The 20,183-nt window shown below is 64.5% G+C and carries 15 protein-coding genes; 8 read left to right on the top strand and 7 right to left on the bottom strand.

From position 1 onward, the window contains the following. Positions 1 to 10: 10 nt before the first annotated feature. The 3 genes from OKA04_RS18695 to OKA04_RS18685 form a co-directional block, all read right to left on the bottom strand. Positions 11 to 5,455, bottom strand: coding sequence for a hypothetical protein (locus tag OKA04_RS18695; protein WP_264502728.1), 5,445 nt, complete (start codon positions 5,453 to 5,455; stop codon positions 11 to 13). Positions 5,456 to 5,547: 92 nt separating this feature from the next. After that, positions 5,548 to 8,589, bottom strand: coding sequence for a WD40 repeat domain-containing serine/threonine protein kinase (locus OKA04_RS18690; protein ID WP_264502727.1), 3,042 nt, complete (start codon positions 8,587 to 8,589; stop codon positions 5,548 to 5,550). Between the two features lies 1 nt (position 8,590). Next, on the bottom strand, positions 8,591 to 9,292 hold the full coding sequence (locus OKA04_RS18685; RefSeq protein WP_264502726.1) for an RNA polymerase sigma factor: 702 nt from the start codon (positions 9,290 to 9,292) through the stop codon (positions 8,591 to 8,593). A gap of 155 nt (positions 9,293 to 9,447) precedes the next feature. Here OKA04_RS18685 and OKA04_RS18680 point away from each other — a divergent pair, with 155 nt between their 5' ends. The 4 genes from OKA04_RS18680 (at position 9,448) to OKA04_RS18665 (ending at position 13,105) form a co-directional block, all read left to right on the top strand. Then, the gene (locus OKA04_RS18680) at positions 9,448 to 10,557 is read left to right on the top strand and encodes an Lrp/AsnC family transcriptional regulator (protein WP_264502725.1); all 1,110 of its coding nucleotides are present in this window, start codon (positions 9,448 to 9,450) and stop codon (positions 10,555 to 10,557) included. Between the two features lie 110 nt (positions 10,558 to 10,667). Then, entirely contained in the window at positions 10,668 to 11,036 is a 369-nt protein-coding gene (locus OKA04_RS18675; protein ID WP_264502724.1) for a hypothetical protein, read from the top strand. Positions 11,037 to 11,141: 105 nt separating this feature from the next. Then, the gene (locus OKA04_RS18670; protein ID WP_264502723.1) at positions 11,142 to 11,819 is read left to right on the top strand and encodes a response regulator transcription factor; all 678 of its coding nucleotides are present in this window, start codon (positions 11,142 to 11,144) and stop codon (positions 11,817 to 11,819) included. A 2-nt stretch (positions 11,820 to 11,821) separates the two neighbouring features. After that, positions 11,822 to 13,105: a sensor histidine kinase gene (locus OKA04_RS18665; protein WP_264502722.1), complete on the top strand. Its 1,284-nt coding sequence runs from the start codon at positions 11,822 to 11,824 to the stop codon at positions 13,103 to 13,105. A gap of 54 nt (positions 13,106 to 13,159) precedes the next feature. Here OKA04_RS18665 and OKA04_RS18660 read toward each other — a convergent pair whose 3' ends face one another. Next, entirely contained in the window at positions 13,160 to 14,452 is a 1,293-nt protein-coding gene (locus OKA04_RS18660) for a reverse transcriptase family protein (RefSeq protein WP_264502721.1), read from the bottom strand. A gap of 365 nt (positions 14,453 to 14,817) precedes the next feature. Here OKA04_RS18660 and OKA04_RS18655 point away from each other — a divergent pair, with 365 nt between their 5' ends. From OKA04_RS18655 to OKA04_RS18640, 4 genes are all read left to right on the top strand, one after another. Further along, entirely contained in the window at positions 14,818 to 15,405 is a 588-nt protein-coding gene (locus OKA04_RS18655; protein ID WP_264502720.1) for a 50S ribosomal protein L25, read from the top strand. Positions 15,406 to 15,520: 115 nt separating this feature from the next. After that, a complete protein-coding gene (gene pth / locus OKA04_RS18650) occupies positions 15,521 to 16,108 on the top strand; it encodes an aminoacyl-tRNA hydrolase (RefSeq protein ID WP_264502719.1) in 588 nt (195 codons plus the stop codon). Positions 16,109 to 16,123: 15 nt separating this feature from the next. Next, entirely contained in the window at positions 16,124 to 16,411 is a 288-nt protein-coding gene (gene rpsF, locus OKA04_RS18645; protein ID WP_264502718.1) for a 30S ribosomal protein S6, read from the top strand. A gap of 79 nt (positions 16,412 to 16,490) precedes the next feature. After that, entirely contained in the window at positions 16,491 to 16,991 is a 501-nt protein-coding gene (locus tag OKA04_RS18640; RefSeq protein ID WP_264502717.1) for a single-stranded DNA-binding protein, read from the top strand. Positions 16,992 to 17,051: 60 nt separating this feature from the next. Here the strand turns inward: OKA04_RS18640 and chrA are convergent, their stop codons facing one another. From chrA to OKA04_RS18625, 3 genes are all read right to left on the bottom strand, one after another. After that, complete coding sequence (gene chrA, locus OKA04_RS18635; RefSeq protein WP_425503698.1) at positions 17,052 to 18,359, bottom strand: chromate efflux transporter; 1,308 nt, start codon at positions 18,357 to 18,359, stop codon at positions 17,052 to 17,054. 111 nt (positions 18,360 to 18,470) lie between these two features. Then, entirely contained in the window at positions 18,471 to 19,001 is a 531-nt protein-coding gene (locus OKA04_RS18630; RefSeq protein WP_264502715.1) for a hypothetical protein, read from the bottom strand. A gap of 30 nt (positions 19,002 to 19,031) precedes the next feature. Continuing rightward, the gene (locus tag OKA04_RS18625) at positions 19,032 to 20,183 is read right to left on the bottom strand and encodes an ABC transporter permease (protein WP_264502714.1); all 1,152 of its coding nucleotides are present in this window, start codon (positions 20,181 to 20,183) and stop codon (positions 19,032 to 19,034) included.

Raw genomic sequence — 20,183 nt, 5'->3', positions numbered from 1 at the left:
AAGGTGTCTGTTAGTAGATCACATCGACGTCCACGCCGTCGTCTTTGCTGATGTGCATGTTCAGCCGGAGCGTCGCCGACTTCGAGATGGAGAAGGGCGAAACGCCGAGTTCGCCCCGCAGGGTGACGCGCCCGGTCCCAAAGGCCTCCGCCTCATCGAGATGCCCCAGGAATGACGCGGGATTATTCAGTGCGGTGGCCAGGCTCGGCACCGGGATCTTGGCCATCGCGGCAACCGCCCCCCTGCCTTCCAGACCGATGATACAGAGGACCCTGCCGCTGAGACCGAGCATGTAGCGTATGCCCGGCATCACATAGATGCCGTCTTCCCGATTCTGGAAAAAGCAGAACGACGCCGACCCCATGTGCCCCATCAGGCTCAGCATGCAGGAGTCGGGAATCCCAAAGATGCTATTCACCGAGATCCCTGCCTCGAGGCCGGTATAGAAGCCGGTGAGCGGCGTGGTCATGCAGCCGGTGTCAGGCAGGCCGGGCAAAGCCGGTGCGGGATAGCCCAGCAACGCCCGCGTATCCTCGTCGATCAGCGAGATGTTCGCCTTGTTCCTCGTGGTGCCGAAGAAGCACGCGCCCTGTGCCGCCACCGCATACACGCGGCCGCTGACCAAGCCGCTGATGTATCCCGTGCCGCCGCCGAAGCCGAACTTCGCGACGAAGCGCTCGAAGCTCGCTTCTTTCACCGGCATGTTTGCCCTCAGGTCGAAGCTGCCATCCAGACCCGAGAGACGGTTCTGGCCATCGAAGGAGAACTTCCCGTCCAGCGACACCTCCACTTTCGCCGTCGGACCGAAGTCCGCCTGCGCGTGGGCACCCACGGCCACATCCATCGCGACGGCACCGGGATTGCGGCACGAGGTATTGGGGATGCCGGACTCGTAATTGTTCAGCTCGAAGTATCCATCCACGGCAAGTGTCACCGCCACCTTCAGCTTCAGCCGGCCATTGAGACGTATCTGCTGGATCTCCTCGCCATGGATGCGCGCGTAGCCATCGATGCGAGCCGCGGCCATGAAGTCACCCACGCCCGCGGCTGCGGACTCCGGGACGCCGGTCTTTTCCGCCAGATCCCGGAACTCCTCCGCGCCCGCCGCGATGAGGCCCTTCACCGCCCGGTTCAGCACGCGGTTGATCTCACCGAAGACCAGATCGATCGCCCCGCGAAATTGATCCCTCAACTCAGTGAAGAGCCCGCGCACCAGCGGCTGCACCGCCTGCGCCATCACCCCGCCGGTGATACTCTCCTTCAGCAGCGAGAGGATCTTCGCGCGATGCTGGGCGGGCGAAAACTCGGCCATGTAGCGGCCGGTGACATCGCGCTCCGCCTTGTAGAAGCTGACGATGCGGTTGATCGCATTCGCCGATGCCGTGTTCGATGCGTTCGCGAATGCGGTGGAGATATTCGTCAGCAACGCCGACTGACTCCTCGTATCCTCAAGCCGCTGTCTCACCTCTTCCAGCATCGTCTGCACCTGCGCCAGCGTGCTCTCCGCCTGAGCCATCACCTCGGGAGAAATGACCACCTCCCCTTCCCCGCCGATCCGCCCGAGTTCCCGCGCCACATTGATGATGCTACCGCGGCTGCCCGGCGTGCCGACGATGTCCAACGCGATGTCGCAGGCACCGATCGCATCGTCCAGAGCGGCGACCACTTGCAACTGCACCGCGCCATTCGGTGCCGCGATGCCGGACAGGCGGGTGATCATCTGGCCCTCGGTAGCGGCGAAGACATTTGCATTGAGGCCGGAAAAGTTCTGCGGGCCGCTGTAGTGATCGGCGAGTGCGGCATGGATCTGGTCCGCGACCGGAGCCAATGCCGTGTCGAGCGCGGAGCCGATCATCCGCTCGAAGCGCGATGACAGCATGTCCTCCAGACCGTTCACGCCTGTCAGAAGATCATCCGCACCCGGCAGTGCGTCCATCAGGCCGCCGGTGAGCTGCTCCGCCATCAGCGCGGACACGCTCAGTTGCGGCGTCTCGAATCCCGCGCCGAAGGTGATCGCGCATCCTTCCGAGGTGAGCTTCTGGACCTGGTGCTCGACTTCGATCACCAGCAGCTTGTCCACATCATCCCCCGCGCTGGTGAAGGTCCTCAGTCCGGCCGACCACTCCAGCGGGTAGTCCATCTGGATGCCCCGCCAATTCCGGCGGGCCACCGGCTGGTATCGCTTGTCCGAGTTTTCGCGATATTGCTCCAAGCTGATCCCCTGCGGATACCCGCGGAAGGTGGGATCGAAATTTGCGTTGTTGAAGAAGCTCTCGCCCGCGCTGCCGGTCCAGCCTCCGGTCACGTGATACAGCGAGGTCTCGCTGCCATCCGCCGATGCGGTCGCATGGATGTGCACCGGGATGTCATCGAAGAAGGGCACAGCCAGCGCCCCGGCAAAGCTCGTAAAGCCCACCGGCACCGTGCTGGGCGTCCATGCGCTCAGAGCCGCCTTCGTCACGGGAGTCAGCCCGTAGTAACCGCCTGCCTCACCTTTCAGCCGGATGCCGGATGGCAGCGTGAAGCGGGAATCCACGCCGCTCTCGCCGGCCTGCGCGAGCGTCACCAGCGTGCCATTCGTATTGAAGCCGAGACGGCCCTGCAATGGCTCGTCGGTCACCGCGGGCATCAGCGCGGTGACATCCAGCACCAGGAAGGCACTGCCCGGCACGCAGGCCTGCGAGGTCGCGAAGGACATGCCCTCCGTGCGGATCTTCAGGTTCCAGTAGTCGAGCGTCCTCTCGCCGGGGTCCGCCAGCTCCGCCCCGGAGAATTCACCGGTGGAGGTCAGCGTGAGGTCCTTGAAAGGAATCTCGATGTTCGATGGCCCCTGCAGCCTGACGTTCCCCCTCACCATGCCGGGAGCCACCGTCGCATTGTCGAGATACGCCCAGCCGAAGCGGTTCAGCGTCATCTCGTATCCATAGAAGGGCGGCAGCGGCTGCACATCCGCCGTCACGGAATCATGGACGCCGGACACACCGCTACGACGAATATAGTACTTTGCGTATGGCTTCAGCCCGTACGGGCCGACCGGCGAATTCGCCACGATGCTGCGGCCCCTCAGGCTGCCATCCGCGCCCACCCGGAAATTGAAGCCCGGATAATCCGCCCGACCCGTGGCGGCAAGTTCGGCGGACGTCTGAGCCAAGGCCGGGTCATAGCCCTTCTTCCAAGGACGCTCCACGATGGAACCATCCGCCGGCGAGCCATGGCCGCTCAACAACATCGCCGCCGGGAGATAGCCCGCCCCGCTCTGCGGCGTGACCCCATAGACCGATGTGGCAAGCGTCCAGCCCGCCGTGTGCATCACGCCGGACTGCAGGGACAGCACGCGGTGAGTGAAGCCACCCGTGCCATTCAGACCCCATGCGATGTCGGTGGTGGTCACGGTCCCCGGAGAACGGAGTCCGCCGTCCGGGGTGATGCTCCATATGCCGCTCTTGGTGAGGAAAGAGATCGTCCTCTGTGTGTTCGGCCCGCTGTTCTGCACGCACGCGGGACTGTCGTCCGCAATGGTCGAGTAGGTGAGTTCCGCTCCATCCGCGGGGTTTTGTTCCACCTGACCGCTGATCAGCGAGTTCACGAAGGACATCGTCGTGCGGCCTGGGGACACCGTCACGCCGCGGGGGAAGTGCGCATCGAATCCATCGTGCGTCGCGTCCACCTTGCAGTTGAGAAGCGCCCGCCCTTCAGGCGAAACCTTGATCACGAATTCCGACACCGAACCTGCGACACCCTTCGCGAAAGCGAGGTAGCCATCGTTCGCCATCCGCTCGCCCTTGGTTCCATCCTCGAGTTGGAAATTGCTCCCGGTGGTCTGCAATGCCTGCTGCTCCTCCCTGCGGACGAAGGTGGTGGAATCCTCCGTCTTCCCGTAGATCTCGCCTTCCTCGACACGCCAATAGACGTGCCGGTAGCCGACCGTGGCGGGCAGCTTCTCATGGGAGAAGTAGAAGCGACTCGCCGATCCCGGCAGGACAAAGCCTGCCTCGCCGGACGGATTGAGATCCTGATCCAGCCCGATCTCGATCGCGATCTTCCCCTTGTGGCGGCGGCTTATGGGATCGAACGCCACGCCGAATCCCGCAGGCAGTGTCATCTCGCTGCCCTGCGCGTGAAGACCCGACGTGCTGAGCACCACCGGACCGCGGGACCACGAGACCCCACCCGTGGTGCCAGACGTAGCACTTGCGATTTCCACGGTTTGGCTGCCGGACAGCGTGAGCTCGCCATTCGACCAATAGATCACATTCAGCGGGCCTCCGCTCCAGGCGCGGCCTTGATAACTTGGCAGCGATCCAGACCCAGCGGGAAAGGTCACCTGGACCACGAACCGCTCCACCCCGATATCGGTCACGGTGCCGGCCGCAGGGTTGTTGGACACGGCAGTGAAGGTCGCCTGCACGTGCCCGAACCTCATGTTGCCATTGAGCGACATCAGCTTCAACCCGGCCAGAGTGCGCGTGCCGAGATTCACCGTGGTTCCCCCCTGCTGGACGGTCTCCAGCTTCACACCGAGGCTGAAGGTGTGGGTCGGGAAGATCGCGTTGGGATTCACCGGCTGGATCATGATGTCGCGGTCCAGCGACTTCGCGACCGGCACCCGTACACCGCCGGTGATGGTGAAGGCATCCATCGTGTCGCTCGTCTCGGTCACCCCGCCGTTCACCAGCGCGACGGCCTGGCCGGTGGTCGTATTCGTGAGCGTCGCGGTGTAGCGAATGGTGAGCGCTTCCGGGAAATACGGTGGCTCGGCGGGCAAGGTCTCGGCGAAGGCATCGTAGCGTCGCAGGTCTGCATTCACGCGGAAGCGGAAGCCCTCTTTCCCCGGCACGCTGCGGATGGCCACTCCCGACTCGACCCCGAGCGACCCGACCGACGTGTACGAAGCCAGTATATTCAGCGACGCGTCCGCCGAAGTCGTGCTGGTGAAGTGCCAGTACTGATTCGCCCTCGTCTGGACCAGCGTAGCGCGGGTGACGTAACTGGTGGTCGGAGGAAAGCCCCCCGATGTCTCTTCCTGCAGGAGCAGGCCTACACGATAGCGCTTGTCCTGCGAAAGCCGCGCGGTCGGCTGCACCTTGAAACCATTCATGGGTATCGTCGCGGTCGCACCGCTGACGCGGAATCGCGGCGTGAAGACGACCGACATGCCGGACGCCACCACGCCCCCGACCAGTGGAACCGGCGCATTGGCCTCGTCCACCATTATGATTCCCACCCGGTAGTAGTCCACGGAAGTGGCCTGCCCGCCGGTGAAGCGGAACTCGCCATTCACCAGAACGCCATCCCTCGCAGTGTCCGAGGCGATCACCACGGTGCTGGCCGTGCCCACCGCGGTGATGGACTCCGTGTAAACCGTCCCCGCCCGCACCGCCGGGAGGAGGACGGCGAAGCAGGCGAGCAGGACGGAAAGGCAGGAAATTACGGATCGGACGGGTGAAAGGTGCATGGCGACGAAACCTCCACCCTTCCCTTCCCCCATCCGGGCAGAAGTACAACGCCTGGTGACGAAGTTTTTTCCCAGCCGGCTGCCACCTGCTGTCAGCGCAGCGAAAACACGCGTAGATAGACATCTTCCCCGCCGCCCCCGCAGGTCACCGCCACCGACGACCCATCCGGGGAAATCGCGAGATGATGAAAGGCATCCGGCACCGGCAACAGCGCAAGTTCACGCCAGGTCCTGACGTGCCAGAATTTCACCCCCTCCAGCCCGCCCAAACTGAGCAACGTGCGGCTGTCCGGGGCAAAGACGAGATCTCCGGTATTCCGGTCGTGCCCGGTCCAGCGGCGTTGGAGGGCACCCGATTTCCGGTCCCACACGGCGATTTCCCCGTCCACACTGCCACCGGCCAGCCAGCGGCCATCCGGGGAGAAAGCGAGTCCGGTGATGTAGTTCTTCTCGTTCGCCAGCTCGCGCACCTCGTTCGCCGCGAGGTCGGCGATGCGGAGGCCAAAGGGATGCGCCTCGGCAGCGGCGGCGACTTGAGTGCCCGTGGGATCCCACGACAGCGCGCGGAATTTCCAGCCGTCCTGCCGCTGCGGATAGAGCGTCACGCGGCGGGCCTCGCCTCCGTCCACCGGTTGCAATATCAAGGTGCCATCGTCATCCAGCACGGCGATCGTCCCGCCGTCCGGGGAAAGCGCCATCTGGTAGGAAAAACGCGTGCGTGCCGCGGGTGGCTCGAAGGTGTGACGGGGCTCATCCGCGGCGAATGGCCACCACTCGATGCGACGGGTGACCGTATTCCACAGGACAACTTCCTCCCCCCGGCTGCCGATCAGCAGCGTCCCGGTCGGAAAGGTCTGGAGCAGGGTGCCATCGGACGCCTGCCAGCGGGTGACCACCGTGTCCGGCAGGTGGCCATCGCCGGTGATTACGGATTTCCCGGACGCATCGAAATGCGGGCGCGCAAAGCTTCCACGAGGGATCACGACCGGGCCGCCGGTATCCGCCACCTGCCATTCGCGGACCTCGCCATCCTTGCAGCCGCTTGCCAAAACAGCGCCATCCGGGTGCCAGGCCACCGTCCATACCTCGCTGTGATGGCCCCTCAGCACGGCCTGCACGATCGCATTCCCCGCCCCCCAGACCCGCAGGGCACGGTCCGTGCAAGCGGTCGCCAGCCTTGCTCCATCGGGAGAAAATGCCACCGCTGTCACCTGGTGCCCGGGCGCATGATAAAGCACCCGTGGCGCGCCACCTGCCGTGGGTAGCAGCCATGCGAGATCCCGGCCACCCGCTGCCACTTGCCGGCCATCCGGGGCGAAGTGCAGGCAGGTCACCCCGGGCAGATCCCAATCAGCCCGGCGTGCGCGGGTCTCGACGTCCCAGAGCACCACCTTTCCCTCCACATCCGTGGTGGCGATCTGCGAGCCATCCGGGCCGAGTTCCGCAGCGGCGAAGTTTTCTCCCGGCAGCTCCCACAGGGAAGCTCCCGTGGCGGGATCGACCAGACGCGCCCGCCCGCCTTCGCGATAGAAGAACATCGGATCAGCATCCAGCGTCACGCAGCGCGTGCTGTCGCGGCTGAAGGAAATCCGCCGCGCCGGGAACTTCCGGGCCACCTGGCCGCCGCTCGTGGTCTGGAAAAATCCGTCCGCACAAAATCCAGCCCCGTCTTCCAGCAAGTAGGGCGTCGCGGGATGGGCGATCCCCGCGAATTCCTCGACGCCGCCATCGCGATCCACCACCGCAAGCGGCCCGCCCAAGATCCCCACCGCCAGGCTATCCCCGCCGGGCGCGTAGGCCACCGCGCGGACCTGCCCCCGGAAAGAGGCCAAGGTGGTCACATTCCGCGGACGGGACTCCGCCATCATCCAGCTCCACTCGACGCCCCGCTCCGGGTCCGCCTCGTGGGCTTCCAGCCATCGCCTCGCTCCTCCCGGATTGCCCGCGGCGATCTCCTGCGCTGCTGCCCGCAGGTCGGCGGCGTAGAGATTTGCCGCCAGCGTCTCGCGGATCACGGCGGACTTCGCCTGCTCGCGGGAGAGCTCCCCCGCCTGCCGTAGGTTCACGCCGGCCTGCACGATCACGGCGACAGTCCCGATCAAAAGCGAGATCGCCAGTGCCGCACCCAGCCCTGCCAAGGTGCGGTTCCGCCGGGCCCATCGCGCCAGACGACCCGCCGGGCCGACCGGCCGGGCCAGCACCTCGCGCCCGTCGAGGAAGCGCCGCAGGTCATCCGCCAGATCCGCCGCGGAGGCGTAGCGCTTGCCCGGCTCGCGCTCCAGACACTTCAGGCAGATCGTCTCCACGTCCCGGGGAAGCCCTGCCTGCAAGGCGCGCGGGCTCACGATGTCCCCGGCGCGCGCGCGCTCCAACACCGCTTGGGAATTCTGCCCCATGTAGGGCGGACGGGCGGTCAGGAGTTCATAGAGCATCGCGCCGAGCGCGAAGATATCCGAAGCCCGGCTCGCTCCGCCGCCGCCCGCTATTTCCGGGGACATGTATGGGGGCGAGCCCAGCAACTCGGTGGTCAGGGTGAAGGCCGGGTCGCCCGATTCCTCCAGCAGTCTGGCCAGCCCGAAGTCCGCGATCTTTGGCTGGCCGTCCCGCGCCAGCAGCACGTTGGAAGGCTTCAGATCCCGATGCAGCACGCCGCACTCATGGGCATAGGCCACGGCCCGGGAGATCTTTTCCAGCAACTCCGCGGCCTGCGTGACGGGCAGCGGATCCCCCGCCGAGACCAGATCGCCGAGCGTTCCGCCCTCGACCAGTTCCATGGTATAGAATGCCTGGCCCTCGGCCTCGCCCGCCTCATGGACGGTAACGATCCCCGGGTGATGGAGCTGCGCCGCCGCGAGGGACTCCATCCGGAAGCGCCGCAGGAAATCCGGCCGGGCGAAGACGCCACCGACCAGGATCTTCAGCGCAACATGACGCCCGAGTTGTGCATGCCATGCCCGGAAGACCACGCCCATCCCGCCCCGACCGATCTCTTCCTCCAGCACGTATTCGCCGAAGCGCTCCGTCTGGAAATCCTCATCCGCCGCCACCATCTCCATCAGGCAAGCCGGACACCGGCCGCCGAGAATCCCCGGCTCCAGCAGCGCCGAGCAGCGCGAGCAAGTCCCCGCCGCCATGCTAGTGCGGCCGCAGCGCGGCGATGAGCTCCGCGAGTTCCGCCTCGACGTCGGCCTCATCGGCCAAGGTCGCCGCCACTTCCCGCCTGACCAGATCCCGCATCCGCGAGCGCAGCCGCCCGATCGCCATGGCCACCGCCCCGGTGCTCATTCCCAGCGCATCGGCAGCCGCCGCATGGCCGATGTCCCGGCCATCCCCATCGAGAAAAGGGGCCAGCAACTCGAAGTGCCGGGCTTTCCCCGCCGCGTCGCATTCCGCGCGCAATTGATCCGCCGCTCTTTCCAAAACAGTCAGCGCCCATTGCCGGTCGTAGGCCGCTTCGGGGGAGCTGCCCGGCTCCTTGAGGCGGTCGGAATCCACCAGTTCGATCGACACATGTGCCGCGCCGCCGCCACGCCTTTGCCTGCCGCTCCAGATACGCTCGTCCGCCAGGAAGCGCTTCAGCACCACGAGCAGGTAGGAGCGGAAGCGCCCGCGCTCCGGGTCCGCCGAGGCCAGCCAATTGCGCTGCAGCCCGCGGGAAAAGAATTCCTGCACCAGATCGCGCGCGCTTTCCTCATCCCGCCCGGAATTCACCACGAACTGGTGCGCCGGCTTCCAATAGGCCCGGCACAGCAGGTCGAGCGCAGCCTCCCGCGATTCCTCGTCCTCTCCACCTGCTCGGGCCACCATGGACCAACGCGTCGTTTGGAATGCGGGCATAACTCGGTTTTCCGATGATACGCCGGAATTGTAAAATAGCGATGCCTCCGGACCATCGATTTTTCCGCGGCTCCAGCGCCAAAGCGACCGGGCGTGCGTCATTTCGCGCAAATTCCGCGTGGCGGGAGCGTATCCGGAGCCCTAGCCTTTCGCCCATGCAGCACACCATCCCCGTCGAGCACAACGATCCGATCAACGCGCAGATCCTCGCCGTTTCGGAAGACCTCGTGTCCGGATTCCACCGGCATCCCTTCCATGTGATCGCGGAGAAAAGCGGCGTGGACCTCGGCACCGTGCTGGAGCGCATCCGCGCGATGCTGGAGGCGGGCGTGGTCCGCCGGGTGCGCCAGACGCTGCTTTCCACGAAGCTCGCCCACGGCGCGCTGGTCGCCTGGAAGGTGCCGGAAGAAAAGCTGAATGCCGCCTTCGACTTCATGGCAAAGGAGGACCCTTTCTCCGGCCATGTGGTCATCCGCTCGACGGATACCGAGGTCTCCGGCTCCGGCTATCGCCTGTGGACCACCCTGAAAGTGCCGGTCGGCGAGTCGCTCGACGAGCACGCCACCGCCCTGCTCCGCCTGACCGGCGCGACGGAATATCTCCTGATGCCGGCCAATGGTGTCTTCGCCCTCGGCGTGGGGCACGTCCGCCGCCGCTCCCTGGAGCCCGGCGAAAAGGCGGAGGAAACGGCGGTGATGATGACCACCGTGCCAGTCGATCTCACTCAGGAAGAGTGGGATGTGCTGCTCGCCCTGAAGGAGGAACTTCTCCCCGAGGAAGTCATCGCCAGCCCGTGGGATGGCCGCGCGGCAAAGGCAGGCGTCTCCGTGGACCGCTTCTGCGAGGTGGCCACAACGCTGAATGACAAGAAGGTCATCGGCCGCTTTTCCACCTTCCTCGAGCACGTGAAGCCTTCCTCGACCGGCGAGCGTGTCACCCGCTTCAATGGACTCTTCCACTGGGCCGTGCCAAAGGGCCGCGAGATCGAGGCCGGCGGCGAGGTCGGCCGCCACTACTGCATGACCCACTGCTACTGGCGCGAGGGCGGCCCGCAATTCGGCGACGTGAATATCATGGGCGTGGTCCACGGCACCGAGAAGCCGCGCGTGCTGGAGCACAAGGCGGCCATCGACCGCCACCTGGAAAGCATCGGCATCCCGGTTTCCTACACGAATGTCTTCTGGGGTGGCCGCTCGGAGATCAAACCGTCCGAAATTTCCCCGGTGGTCTACAAAGAATGGCACAGGAAAATGGCAGACCGGTGATCCGAATCGCACGCCGGGCTTTGACATGGGGAGTCTTTGCTCTCCTGTCACTTGGCTTCGAGAGCTGTACCCACCAGTCGGCGACCGGAGACGAGGTCTCATCCCGGGCGATGACAGATCATGCCCGGGCACTGGGACTTGCGAAAACAGGCCGCCAGAATGTGTGGATCATTCATCCAATTCTGGACTCAGCCAAGGTCTCAGCATGCCTCACAGATGCAAGCGATGGCGTCCGTCTTTTGGTTTGGAGTTCACCACGCCGGGCGCTGCGGAATCCCTTGTCGGACGATCTTTTGGGCGCGATGCGTGATCCCATGGCCTGCTTGTCTGCAGATTCGCCAGCGGTGGAGTTGGAGGGTTACCCGCAACTGGCGTTCCATTTGCCACCCAGAGCCAGCAACGATTTCGCAGCGCGCGTCTTCCAAGAATGCGCCAATCTCAGCATCGCGCACGATGAATTCCGCTTCCAAAGCGACTGATGCCCTTGAAAAAGAGTGCTTAAGATTTGCTAATCTGCTATCTGTCGATTTCGTCACAAGCGCCCCGTTCCCGCCGTCACGGGGCGCCCCTAAAGCTCAGCGCGCATGCAGAAAATCCTGATCGTCGAGGATGAACGCGACATCGCAGACCTGGTGGGCTTCAACTTGGAGCGCGCGGGCTTTTCCGTCCTGAAAGCACACGATGGCATCACCGGCACCGAGGTGGCCATCCGCGAGCGGCCCGATCTGGTGATCCTGGACCTGATGCTGCCCGGCAAGGACGGCTATGGGGTTTTCAAGGAACTCCGCCGCGACTCCCGCAGCCGGGATATCCCGGTCATCATGCTGACCGCCCGCGCCCAGACCGAGGATCGCATCCAGGGGCTCGAGGCCGGTGCCGACGACTACCTGACCAAGCCGTTTTCCCCGAAGGAGCTGATGCTCCGCGTGCAAGCCGTGCTGAAGCGCAGCGATGGCCCGCCGGGCTCCGTGGAAGTGAGCTACGGGCCCTTCCGCTTCGACAAGAATTCTCTCAAGTTCTACCTCGAAGGTGAGCCGGTCGAACTGACCTCCACCGAGTTCAAGCTGCTGCTCTTCCTCACCGAGCGTGCGGGCAAGGCACAGGACCGCAATGACCTCCTCCGCACCGTCTGGGGATACAGCGACGAGGTCCACAGCCGGACCCTCGACACCCACATGAAGCGGCTCCGTCAGAAACTCGGCGATCATGCAGCGATGGTTGAAACCGTGCGTGGCATTGGCTACTGCGTGTCCTCACTCTGAGGATGCCCGAGCCATTTGCCACCTTTTCATCCGTAGCCGCGCTGGCAGCCATTGCCGCACTCGGCGTCACGGCGCTGCGCCTGCGACGGGCGCGAAAGAAATTCAACGAGGAGGTCTCCGCGTGGAAGCTGAAGCTGGATCTGGACCTGCGACAGGCGAAGCGGGAGCGCGACCAGCTCCTCGACGCGCTGGGCGACGCCTTCATGCTGGTAGATGCGAATTCACGCGTCCTCTTTGCGAACAAGGCGGCGCGCACCCTCTTCCGCGGCCGGGACCTGACCGGGCGGACGGTGCAGGAAGCCTTCCTCGACCAACGTCTCGCCGCCGCGCTGATGCGCTGCCTGGACACCGGCGAGCCCACGGTGACGCGCGCCGTGCTCCCTCAACAATCTTCCCCGCTGGGCGACCAGGAGCGCCGCGGGATGAACGCCTGGGTCATCGACGCCGCCCGGCTTTCCGACAGCCCGGCGGACGATCCCACCACCCGAGTCGTAATTCGTGACGTGACCAGCGAGTATCAAACAGAACAGATCCGCAAGGACTTCGTGGCCAATGCTTCCCACGAGCTCCGGACGCCGCTGGCCATCATCAATGGCTACCTGGAAAACCTCATCGACGACGACCTGCTCGACGACAAGGAGCTCACGCGCCGCTTCCTGAAGGTGATGCGCAAGCACACCGAGCGCATCTCCCGCATCGTGGAGGACATGCTTGTCATCTCCCGTCTCGAGTCCGGCGAAGCAGCAGCGCTGAAGGTGAAGCCTTTCCGCATCCGCTCCTGCGTGAGCGACGTGCTGGAGCGTTTGGAATCCGTGATCCACAACCAGCAGGCGACGATCAAGATCGACATGCCGGATCTCGATTTCACCTTCGCCGGCGATCGCTTTTACTGGACGCAGGTGCTCTTCAACCTTGTCGAAAACGCGTTGAAGCAGAATCCACGTCCCGGCCTCACCGTGACCATCGGCTGCAGCCGGAATGAAGAAGTGACCCGCATCTGGGTGGCCGACGATGGCGTGGGCATCCCGAGTGCAGACCTGCCGCACATTTTCCGACGCTTCTACCGGGTGGAAAAGCACCACTCGCAGGAAGAGATCAAGGGCACCGGACTCGGGCTTTCAATTGTGAAGCGCGCGGTGGAAGCGCACGGCGGCGGCATCGACGTCAGCTCGACCCCGGGCCAGGAGACGCGCTTCACCATGGAAGTCCCGCGCGAGGCCGAGGCACGCCTTCTCGCCGAGGCCGAGGCAAATGCGCTGCCGGAATTGCAGAAGATGACGGATTGACCGGCCTTCTTGATAAGGGGTGTCGACGTTCCGTCGACACGTGTGGACGGCGCATCAAAAGCCCCACTCGATCCCCTCGTAGATCGCACGCAGCTTCCGCCCCTTCTCCGGATGGATGAAGGCGACCCACGAGATTTTTCCTGACAGATACGCCGCGAAGTCCGCATGCCCCTCGCAGTTCTGCAACTCGGCCCCGTGGCGGACGCAATTCGTCAAGATCGCCTTCAGCCGGTCGTATTCGCGGCGGTCGATATTCGGCCGCTCGTTGAGGATGACCCCGGCAGCGTGCTGCTGCTGCCCCCGACGCATCACGCGGGTCTTGCGATGATTCGGCGTGAATCCTTCTTCAAGGATGACAGCCGCAGCCGCGACAACGAAGCGCCCCGTCTGCCGCGCGAAATCCTCGCCGCCGGAGAAAAGGAGATCGTCCGCGTATCGCGTGTAATTAGCACCCGCGGCCTTCGCGAGACCGCCCAGGCGACAATCGAGGCGGAAGGCACACAGGTTTGCCAGTGCGGGAGAAGTCGGAGCCCCCTGCGGCAGATGAGGCGTTGCCAGCCGTCGCCTCGCCGCCCACGCGAGCGGCTTCTCCGATACGACGCCGTGAGGGGCGGCATGCGTCACCAGCCGGGTCAGGGCATGCGCCACGGCCTCGGGGTAGCCCGCCGTCAGCAATACCCGCAGCACCCGGGCTGAGGAAATCGAGGGAAAGAAGTCTTCCAGATCGATGCGGACCAGCACGTGCCTGCCCGCGTGCGGTGCCACGAAATCACGCACCGAGCTTCCCTTGCGAAACCCCATCGCCGCCTCGTGCGGCGGGATCGCATCGAGGATCCGCCGCAGCACCCTCCGCTGGACGTGTTTCAGCAGGGTCTTCGGCATCTCGATCAGCCGGAAGCGACCGTCGGGCTTCTGGTGCCAGCGGTGACGGTAGTGCTCCGCTGTGCCGTAGGCGGTCAGCCAGCCGAGGTCATCGGCGTGGATTCCCAACACATCGGACAGCTCCCCTATCGTGGAAATCCCCGGCAGATCCCACGACCTCGGGGCACCCTCCGCCGGAGCCATCACCGGCATCACGTGGGCGGCGGTGATCCTACCCTGCCCGCGCGTCCATGCTTCGATGAAGGAACGATGGTCGAGGATGCGATCCATCACTTGGCGCACGGTCGGGCGCGGCTGGGCTCCGAATTCGCGGGCCAGCTTTTCCGCCAGCGGCCTGAGCCAGCGGGCCTTTCCCAAGTCCCCCACCAGCGGCCTCGCGCGATCCACCAGTGCCTCCACATCATCCATCGGCCCGGCCGCCAGTGCGGCGGCCAGCAGGCGGATGCTGTGGGCTCGGGAGGACATTGGCGGGCGGGTGGATGCAAGGAGGCACCGCGCACCAACGCGTCCGGTCTGGCGCGGGCGGTTTCACGCGGGAGCGTGACTAGGCCCGGGCCTCGTGATGCCTTGATGAGTCGATCCCCCGGGGTATCCCCGGGGAGGCCGGGTGCGTTTCCACACATGGCCAGCTTGGCGCGCGGGCCTCCCTGCGATCCGTCATCACGCTACGCCGACGGATGCGATCACGTCAAAGCCCGCCGCATCCCGGACACGATCCGAAAACCGCATTGAACAAAATTTTGACAAACCCCTGGGAGACCGCTACAGACCCCGCCCCCGGCCGCGGAAATCTCGCGGCAAGGGTCCTGAATCCTCACGCCCATTTCGTCATGGCCAAGAAGCACGTTCTCAAAGCCGAACCGCGCCAGCGCTCCGGTTCCGGTGTCCTCAAACAACTGCGTCGCGAGGGCTGGATCCCTTCCGTCATCTACGGACGCGGCACCGAAAACAAGAACCTGAAGGTGGATGCCAAGGCATTCGGCGAACTGCTGGCCCACGCCACCTCGGAAAACATTCTCATCAATCTGGACCTCGGCGGTGCGAACCAGCTCGCCTTCCTCCAGACCGTCCAGCACGACCCGCTCTCGGGCAAGGCGCTGCACATCGACTTCCTCTCGGTGGACGAGAACAGCGAAATCACCGCCCACATCCCGGTGCACCTCACCGGTGAAGCCGCAGGCGTGAAGGCCGGTGGCCTGCTCGAGCAGCTCGGCCACACCCTCGAAGTCCGCTGCGTGGCCTCCGTGCTGCCGGAAGTCCTCGAGTTCGACGTGACCCACCTGAACGAAGGCGACTCGCTGCACATCGGCGACGTGAAGCTTCCAGCCGGTGTCACCGCGACCCACGCCGACGACGTCGTGATCGCCCACGTGGCGAAGAGCGCCGCCGCCGTCTCCGAGGCCGCCGCCTCCGCTTGATCGGTATTTCTTTTCCGAAAGCCCGGTCCGCACCAGCGGCCCGGGCTTTTGTTTTGAAGACCGGGATTCTTATCTGAGATCCCGGATTTCACGTTTCAGATTTCAGATTCCCGCATTGGAAACCGGAGCATCCATTCCCCTCGTCGTCGGCCTCGGCAATCCCGGCCGGCAGTATGAGAACACCCGCCACAATGTGGGCTTCATGGTGCTGGAGCGACTTGCGCTGCTCGCCGGCGTGCCCTTTGAGTCGAAGCCGAAGTGGCAATCCCACGTCGCGAAGCTCCCCGGGTCCGGAGTGCTGCTGGTGAAGCCGCAGTCCTTCATGAACCTGAGCGGGCGGCCGGTCCGCCAGATCACCACCTTTCACAAGTGGACGCCGGAGCAGGTGCTGGTGGTCTATGACGATGTCTCGCTGCCGCTCGGCAAGCTGCGTTTCCGCGAGAGAGGCAGCGCCGGAGGGCACAATGGAATCAAGTCCATGATCGAGCATCTGGGAGGCGACGCCTTCCCCCGGCTGAAGGTCGGGATCGGTGCCTCGGAGCCTGGAAACATGACCGGCCACGTGCTGGGAACCTTCCGCGAGGATGAGCGGGAAGCGCTTGAAAACACACTTGCAAGAGCCGTTGCCGCTGTGCAGCTTGCGCTCTCCCAAGGCCTCACGGCCGCAGCCGGATTTTACAATAGCAACAACGGAACCACCTAACCAAAACGACCCCACATGAGCCGCAAGTACGAAGGACTCGTCATCCTGAACACCAAGTCGATCGAAGGCACCATCGATGACCTCGTCGCCACCGTCAGCAAGGAAATCGAATCCGAAGGCGCGAACGTCGCCGACGTCCGCCAGCTCGGCCGCCGCAAGTTCGCCTACGCCTCCCGCCATCTGGAAAGCGGCCACTACGTGAGCTACTCCTTCAAGGCCGAGCCTGAGACCATCACCCGCATCCAGGAGAAGCTGAAGCTGAACGGAAACGTTCACCTGCAGCACTTCCAGCGCGTTGCCTGAGATTTCGCTTGAGATGTTCACTGGAACACCTCATCTTTCTTCCCTTTCCTTGCCATAACTAGCCTGCCCCTACCCTGCCATGGCCAATCTCAACAAAGTGATGTTGATCGGGAATCTCACCCGTGATCCCGAAGTCCGCTACACTCCCAAGGGAACCGCTGTCGGCGACCTTGGTCTTGCCGTGAACCGGCGTGTCGCGGATGGCAATGGCAACTGGTCCGATGAAACCACCTTCGTGGACATCACCGTCTGGGGTACGAATGCGGAGAATGCGCAGAAGTACCTGACCAAGGGCCGCGGCGTTTTCGTCGAAGGCCGCTTGCAGATGGACACCTGGGAGGACAAGCAGTCCGGCCAGAAGCGCAGCAAGCTCAAGGTCGTCGCCGAAGTCCTGCAATTCCTGCCTGACGGCAAGCAAGGTGCAGGCGGCGGTGGTGGTGGCGGCTCGCGTCCCGGCAATGGAGACGGTGGCGGTGGCGGCGGGTATTCCCAGCAGCCGCGCCAATCTTCCGCACCGCAAGGTGCCTCGCCGGCAAGCTCCGGCGACTACCACGACGAGGAAGACGACATTCCCTTCTGAACCGAAAAGGCCGGGCAGCAATGCCCGGCCTTTTTCGTGGAGCGGAGTTAGAGCGCTTCCCTACACGCCACCGAGCATCGAGACCAATACCCCCAGCGCCGCGCACGTCGCAAGCACGGGGAGGATGCCCACCTTGAATCTCTCCATCGCGATCCACGCGGCGATGGCCATCACGGCGACGATCGCATCGAAGCCCCTGCCCTCGGGAAAGAGCGCGTGCATGGCAAACCAGATCGCGAGATTGAGGATGACTCCCACGACGGCAGCGGTGATCGCCGTGAGCACCGATGCGAGCCGTGGTCGCTCATGCAGCCTCTCCACATGAGGCGCGCCGAGGAAGACGAACAGGAAGCACGGCAAGAACGTCACCCACGTGGTGATTCCCGCTCCCAACGTCGCTGCTAGCAAAGGCGACATGTCGCCGGGATTCTGCCACGCGGCCACAAAGCCCACGAATTGCAGCACCATGATCAGCGGCCCGGGCGTCGTCTCCGCTAGACCTAGGCCCGCCATCATCTGCCCGGCATCCAGCCAGTGGTAATGCTCCACTGCCATCTGGTTCACATACGGCAGCACCGCATACGCCCCGCCGATCGTGACCATCGCCGTCTTGCTGAAGAAGAGCCCCTGTTGGAAATGGACGCCATGCCAGCCTGACAGCAGCCCGCAAGCAACGACCGGCAGCCACCACAGCGCGAGACAAATGCCAGTCACGGTAAGGCTCCGCCGCAAGGTCGCGCGAGGCGATGGCGGGAGCTGCACAAAGGATGCTCTTCCCGCATCCGCTTTCCCATACCCCTTCCCCGCCGGGAATTGCGACGGGCAGAATCTTGCGCCGATCCATCCGACCAATGCTGTGACAGTCAGGATCACGACGAAGTTCACCTTGAAAAAGAAGATCGCAACGAAGGCGAGAAGTGCCAGCACCCACAGCGCCGGTGTCTTCAGCGCCTTCGAGCCGATGCGCTTCACCGCCGATGCGACGATCGCGATGACCGCCGGCATCAGTCCGTAGAAGATCCCCTGGATCCACGTCACCTCACCCCCGGCCATGTAGAGCCAGCTCAGGAAAAACAGGATGAGGACCGAGGGAATCACGAACAAGGCACCTGCCGCGATGCCACCCCGGGCACCGTGCAGGCGCCAACCGAGATAGGTCGCGAGCTGCTGGGCTTCCGGCCCGGGCAGCAGCATGCAGAAATTCAGCGCGTGCAGGAAGTGTTCTTCGCTCAGCCAGCGGCGCTTCTCCACCAGTTCCCGGTGCATGATCGCGAACTGCCCCGCCGGACCGCCAAAGCTGATCCAGCCGAGCTTGATCCAGAAGCGCAACGCTTCTCGAAACGTGGGAACGGGAGGAGGTGAAGTCATCGCCAAAGCCCGGGCTGCCCGGGGAGCCAGCCATGTCAAAGGAGGCACCCCGGGATACCCGGAAAGATCGGTGGCGATAGCGTCACACGCACGCCCATACTTCGCATCACCTCACTTCACCTGCAGCGCGGTCGCATTCACGATCAGGGCATCCGCGGATGATCCCGGGGCGACCTCGCCCGAGACCGTCACGGTGGCGAGATTGGCCAGTCCGCCGACTCCTTCGACGCCTTCCGCCAGCACCTTGCCATCGGCTCCGGTGATTTGGATGGTGGCGATGCCGGCCTTCTTTTCCTCGGCGGAGTTGCAGCAGGTGTCCCACGGCGTCTCGCAGTTGTCGCCCGGCTTCTCACTGCATGGTGTGAGCACTTCCGCATCGCCCAGCACGAAAGCGGCGCGGCCTTCGACGAAAGGTTTCGACTTGCCCATGATGCGCCCGGTCAGGGTGATCTCATCACCGGGCTGCACGGTGGTGCGGACGAGATGGATGGCCTTCGCCTCACCCGTGGGGACAGTGGCGAAGACCTTCGACAATTCCGCGCTCGGTGCCGCTGGAGTCTTTTGCTCCGCAGCGGGTGCGGACTTCTCCTGACAGGAGGCGAGCAGGCTGACGGCGGCGGCAAGGATCAGTTTTGTTTTCATGATGGAGTTTGTTGGTAGTGGTTTAGAGATTCAGGAGGACCGGAGGGCGAAGGGAAGAGATGGTTTCAGGCAGCGGATTGCCGGGGGCAAGGCACCCAGCAGGCCGAGGAGCAGCCCGGTCACCACGCCGGTGATCGCAACGCCCGGCCCGATCTCGAGCGTGAAGGCACCGATGGAGAATGGCACGGTGCGTCCATCCAGCAGCAGCACCGCGGCGAGCGACGCGAGCAAGGTGCCGGTGAGACAAGCCAGCGTGCTTTCCTGGACCAGACTGGCGAGCAGCGCGCCGCGGCCATAGCCGATTGCCTGCAGCGTGGCCATCTCTCGCACCCGCGAGGCAAATGCCGCGTAAAGCGTATTCACCCCGCCGAACAAGGCTCCCGCAGCGATCAGGCCTGCGGTGATCCAGGTCATCGCCCGCAGCGGCTTGAAGAACGAACTAAGGCGTGCATAGTAGTCGCTCTCGCGGATCGCGCTGAGTTCGAGATCGAGCCGCTGTTTTGCGAAGAGATCGGCATCGGCGAATCCCGCGGGATCATCGAGGCGGAGGACGACACAGGATACCGTCTCGCGCTTCGACAGCACGCGGATGTCCCCGAGGGTGGCCCATAGCTCCGACTCCAGCACCGTGCCGGGAGCGGCGAAGATCCCGGAGATCACGAGGTCCTGGCCATCGAGTGTGACGTGCTTTCCCGGCTGCAGGGCAGCCTCCGGCACACCGAGCTTTCGCCAGGCCAGCCGACCGATCATGATCTGCCCTGCGGAAGGAAAGCTCCCCGCGATGACGCGGACCTCCGGATGGACGCGAAGCGCCTGTGGAGTGACTCCGCGGAACATTGCCTGCGCCCGCTGGCCGCCACCGAGATCGACATAATTCATGTAGTGGATCTCGCTGGAGACGGCTCGCACCCCGAGCTCTTCACCGATGCCGGGGACGGCCGCCTCCGCAATCCCGGCGGCACTCTCCGCCACCTCGCTGCGCTGGATGCTTTCCTCGGATCCCGCCCCGACGAGGACGACATTGTTCGGCGAACCGGATGCGGAGAGCACTCGCTTCATCCCTTGGTTGATCGCCACTGCGGCCATCACCAGCAGCACCACAAGGGCACTGCCGCCGATGGTCTGGAGCAGCCTGCTTTTCGAGCGGGTGAGATTCCTCACCGCGTATGAGAATGGGAGCAT

The sequence above is a fragment of the Luteolibacter flavescens genome, from assembly GCF_025950085.1.
Classification (GTDB): Bacteria; Verrucomicrobiota; Verrucomicrobiia; order Verrucomicrobiales; family Akkermansiaceae; genus Haloferula; species Haloferula flavescens.
The sequence above is the reverse complement of the archived record's forward strand: the minus strand, read 5'-3'. Positions and strand labels throughout refer to the sequence as shown.

Bases quoted from the DNA above. Each gene is read 5' to 3' on its own strand.
- OKA04_RS18695 (WP_264502728.1), bottom strand. From the start codon at position 5,455: ATGCACCTTTCACCCGTCCGATCCGTAATTTCCTGCCTTTCCGTCCTG.
- OKA04_RS18690 (WP_264502727.1), bottom strand. From the start codon at position 8,589: ATGGCGGCGGGGACTTGCTCGCGCTGCTCGGCGCTGCTGGAGCCGGGG.
- OKA04_RS18685 (WP_264502726.1), bottom strand. From the start codon at position 9,292: ATGCCCGCATTCCAAACGACGCGTTGGTCCATGGTGGCCCGAGCAGGT.
- OKA04_RS18680 (WP_264502725.1), top strand. From the start codon at position 9,448: ATGCAGCACACCATCCCCGTCGAGCACAACGATCCGATCAACGCGCAG.
- OKA04_RS18675 (WP_264502724.1), top strand. From the start codon at position 10,668: ATGACAGATCATGCCCGGGCACTGGGACTTGCGAAAACAGGCCGCCAG.
- OKA04_RS18670 (WP_264502723.1), top strand. From the start codon at position 11,142: ATGCAGAAAATCCTGATCGTCGAGGATGAACGCGACATCGCAGACCTG.
- OKA04_RS18665 (WP_264502722.1), top strand. From the start codon at position 11,822: ATGCCCGAGCCATTTGCCACCTTTTCATCCGTAGCCGCGCTGGCAGCC.
- OKA04_RS18660 (WP_264502721.1), bottom strand. From the start codon at position 14,452: ATGTCCTCCCGAGCCCACAGCATCCGCCTGCTGGCCGCCGCACTGGCG.
- OKA04_RS18655 (WP_264502720.1), top strand. From the start codon at position 14,818: ATGGCCAAGAAGCACGTTCTCAAAGCCGAACCGCGCCAGCGCTCCGGT.
- rpsF (WP_264502718.1), top strand. From the start codon at position 16,124: ATGAGCCGCAAGTACGAAGGACTCGTCATCCTGAACACCAAGTCGATC.
- OKA04_RS18640 (WP_264502717.1), top strand. From the start codon at position 16,491: ATGGCCAATCTCAACAAAGTGATGTTGATCGGGAATCTCACCCGTGAT.
- chrA (WP_425503698.1), bottom strand. From the start codon at position 18,359: ATGACTTCACCTCCTCCCGTTCCCACGTTTCGAGAAGCGTTGCGCTTC.
- OKA04_RS18630 (WP_264502715.1), bottom strand. From the start codon at position 19,001: ATGAAAACAAAACTGATCCTTGCCGCCGCCGTCAGCCTGCTCGCCTCC.
- OKA04_RS18625 (WP_264502714.1), bottom strand. From the start codon at position 20,183: ATGCTCCCATTCTCATACGCGGTGAGGAATCTCACCCGCTCGAAAAGC.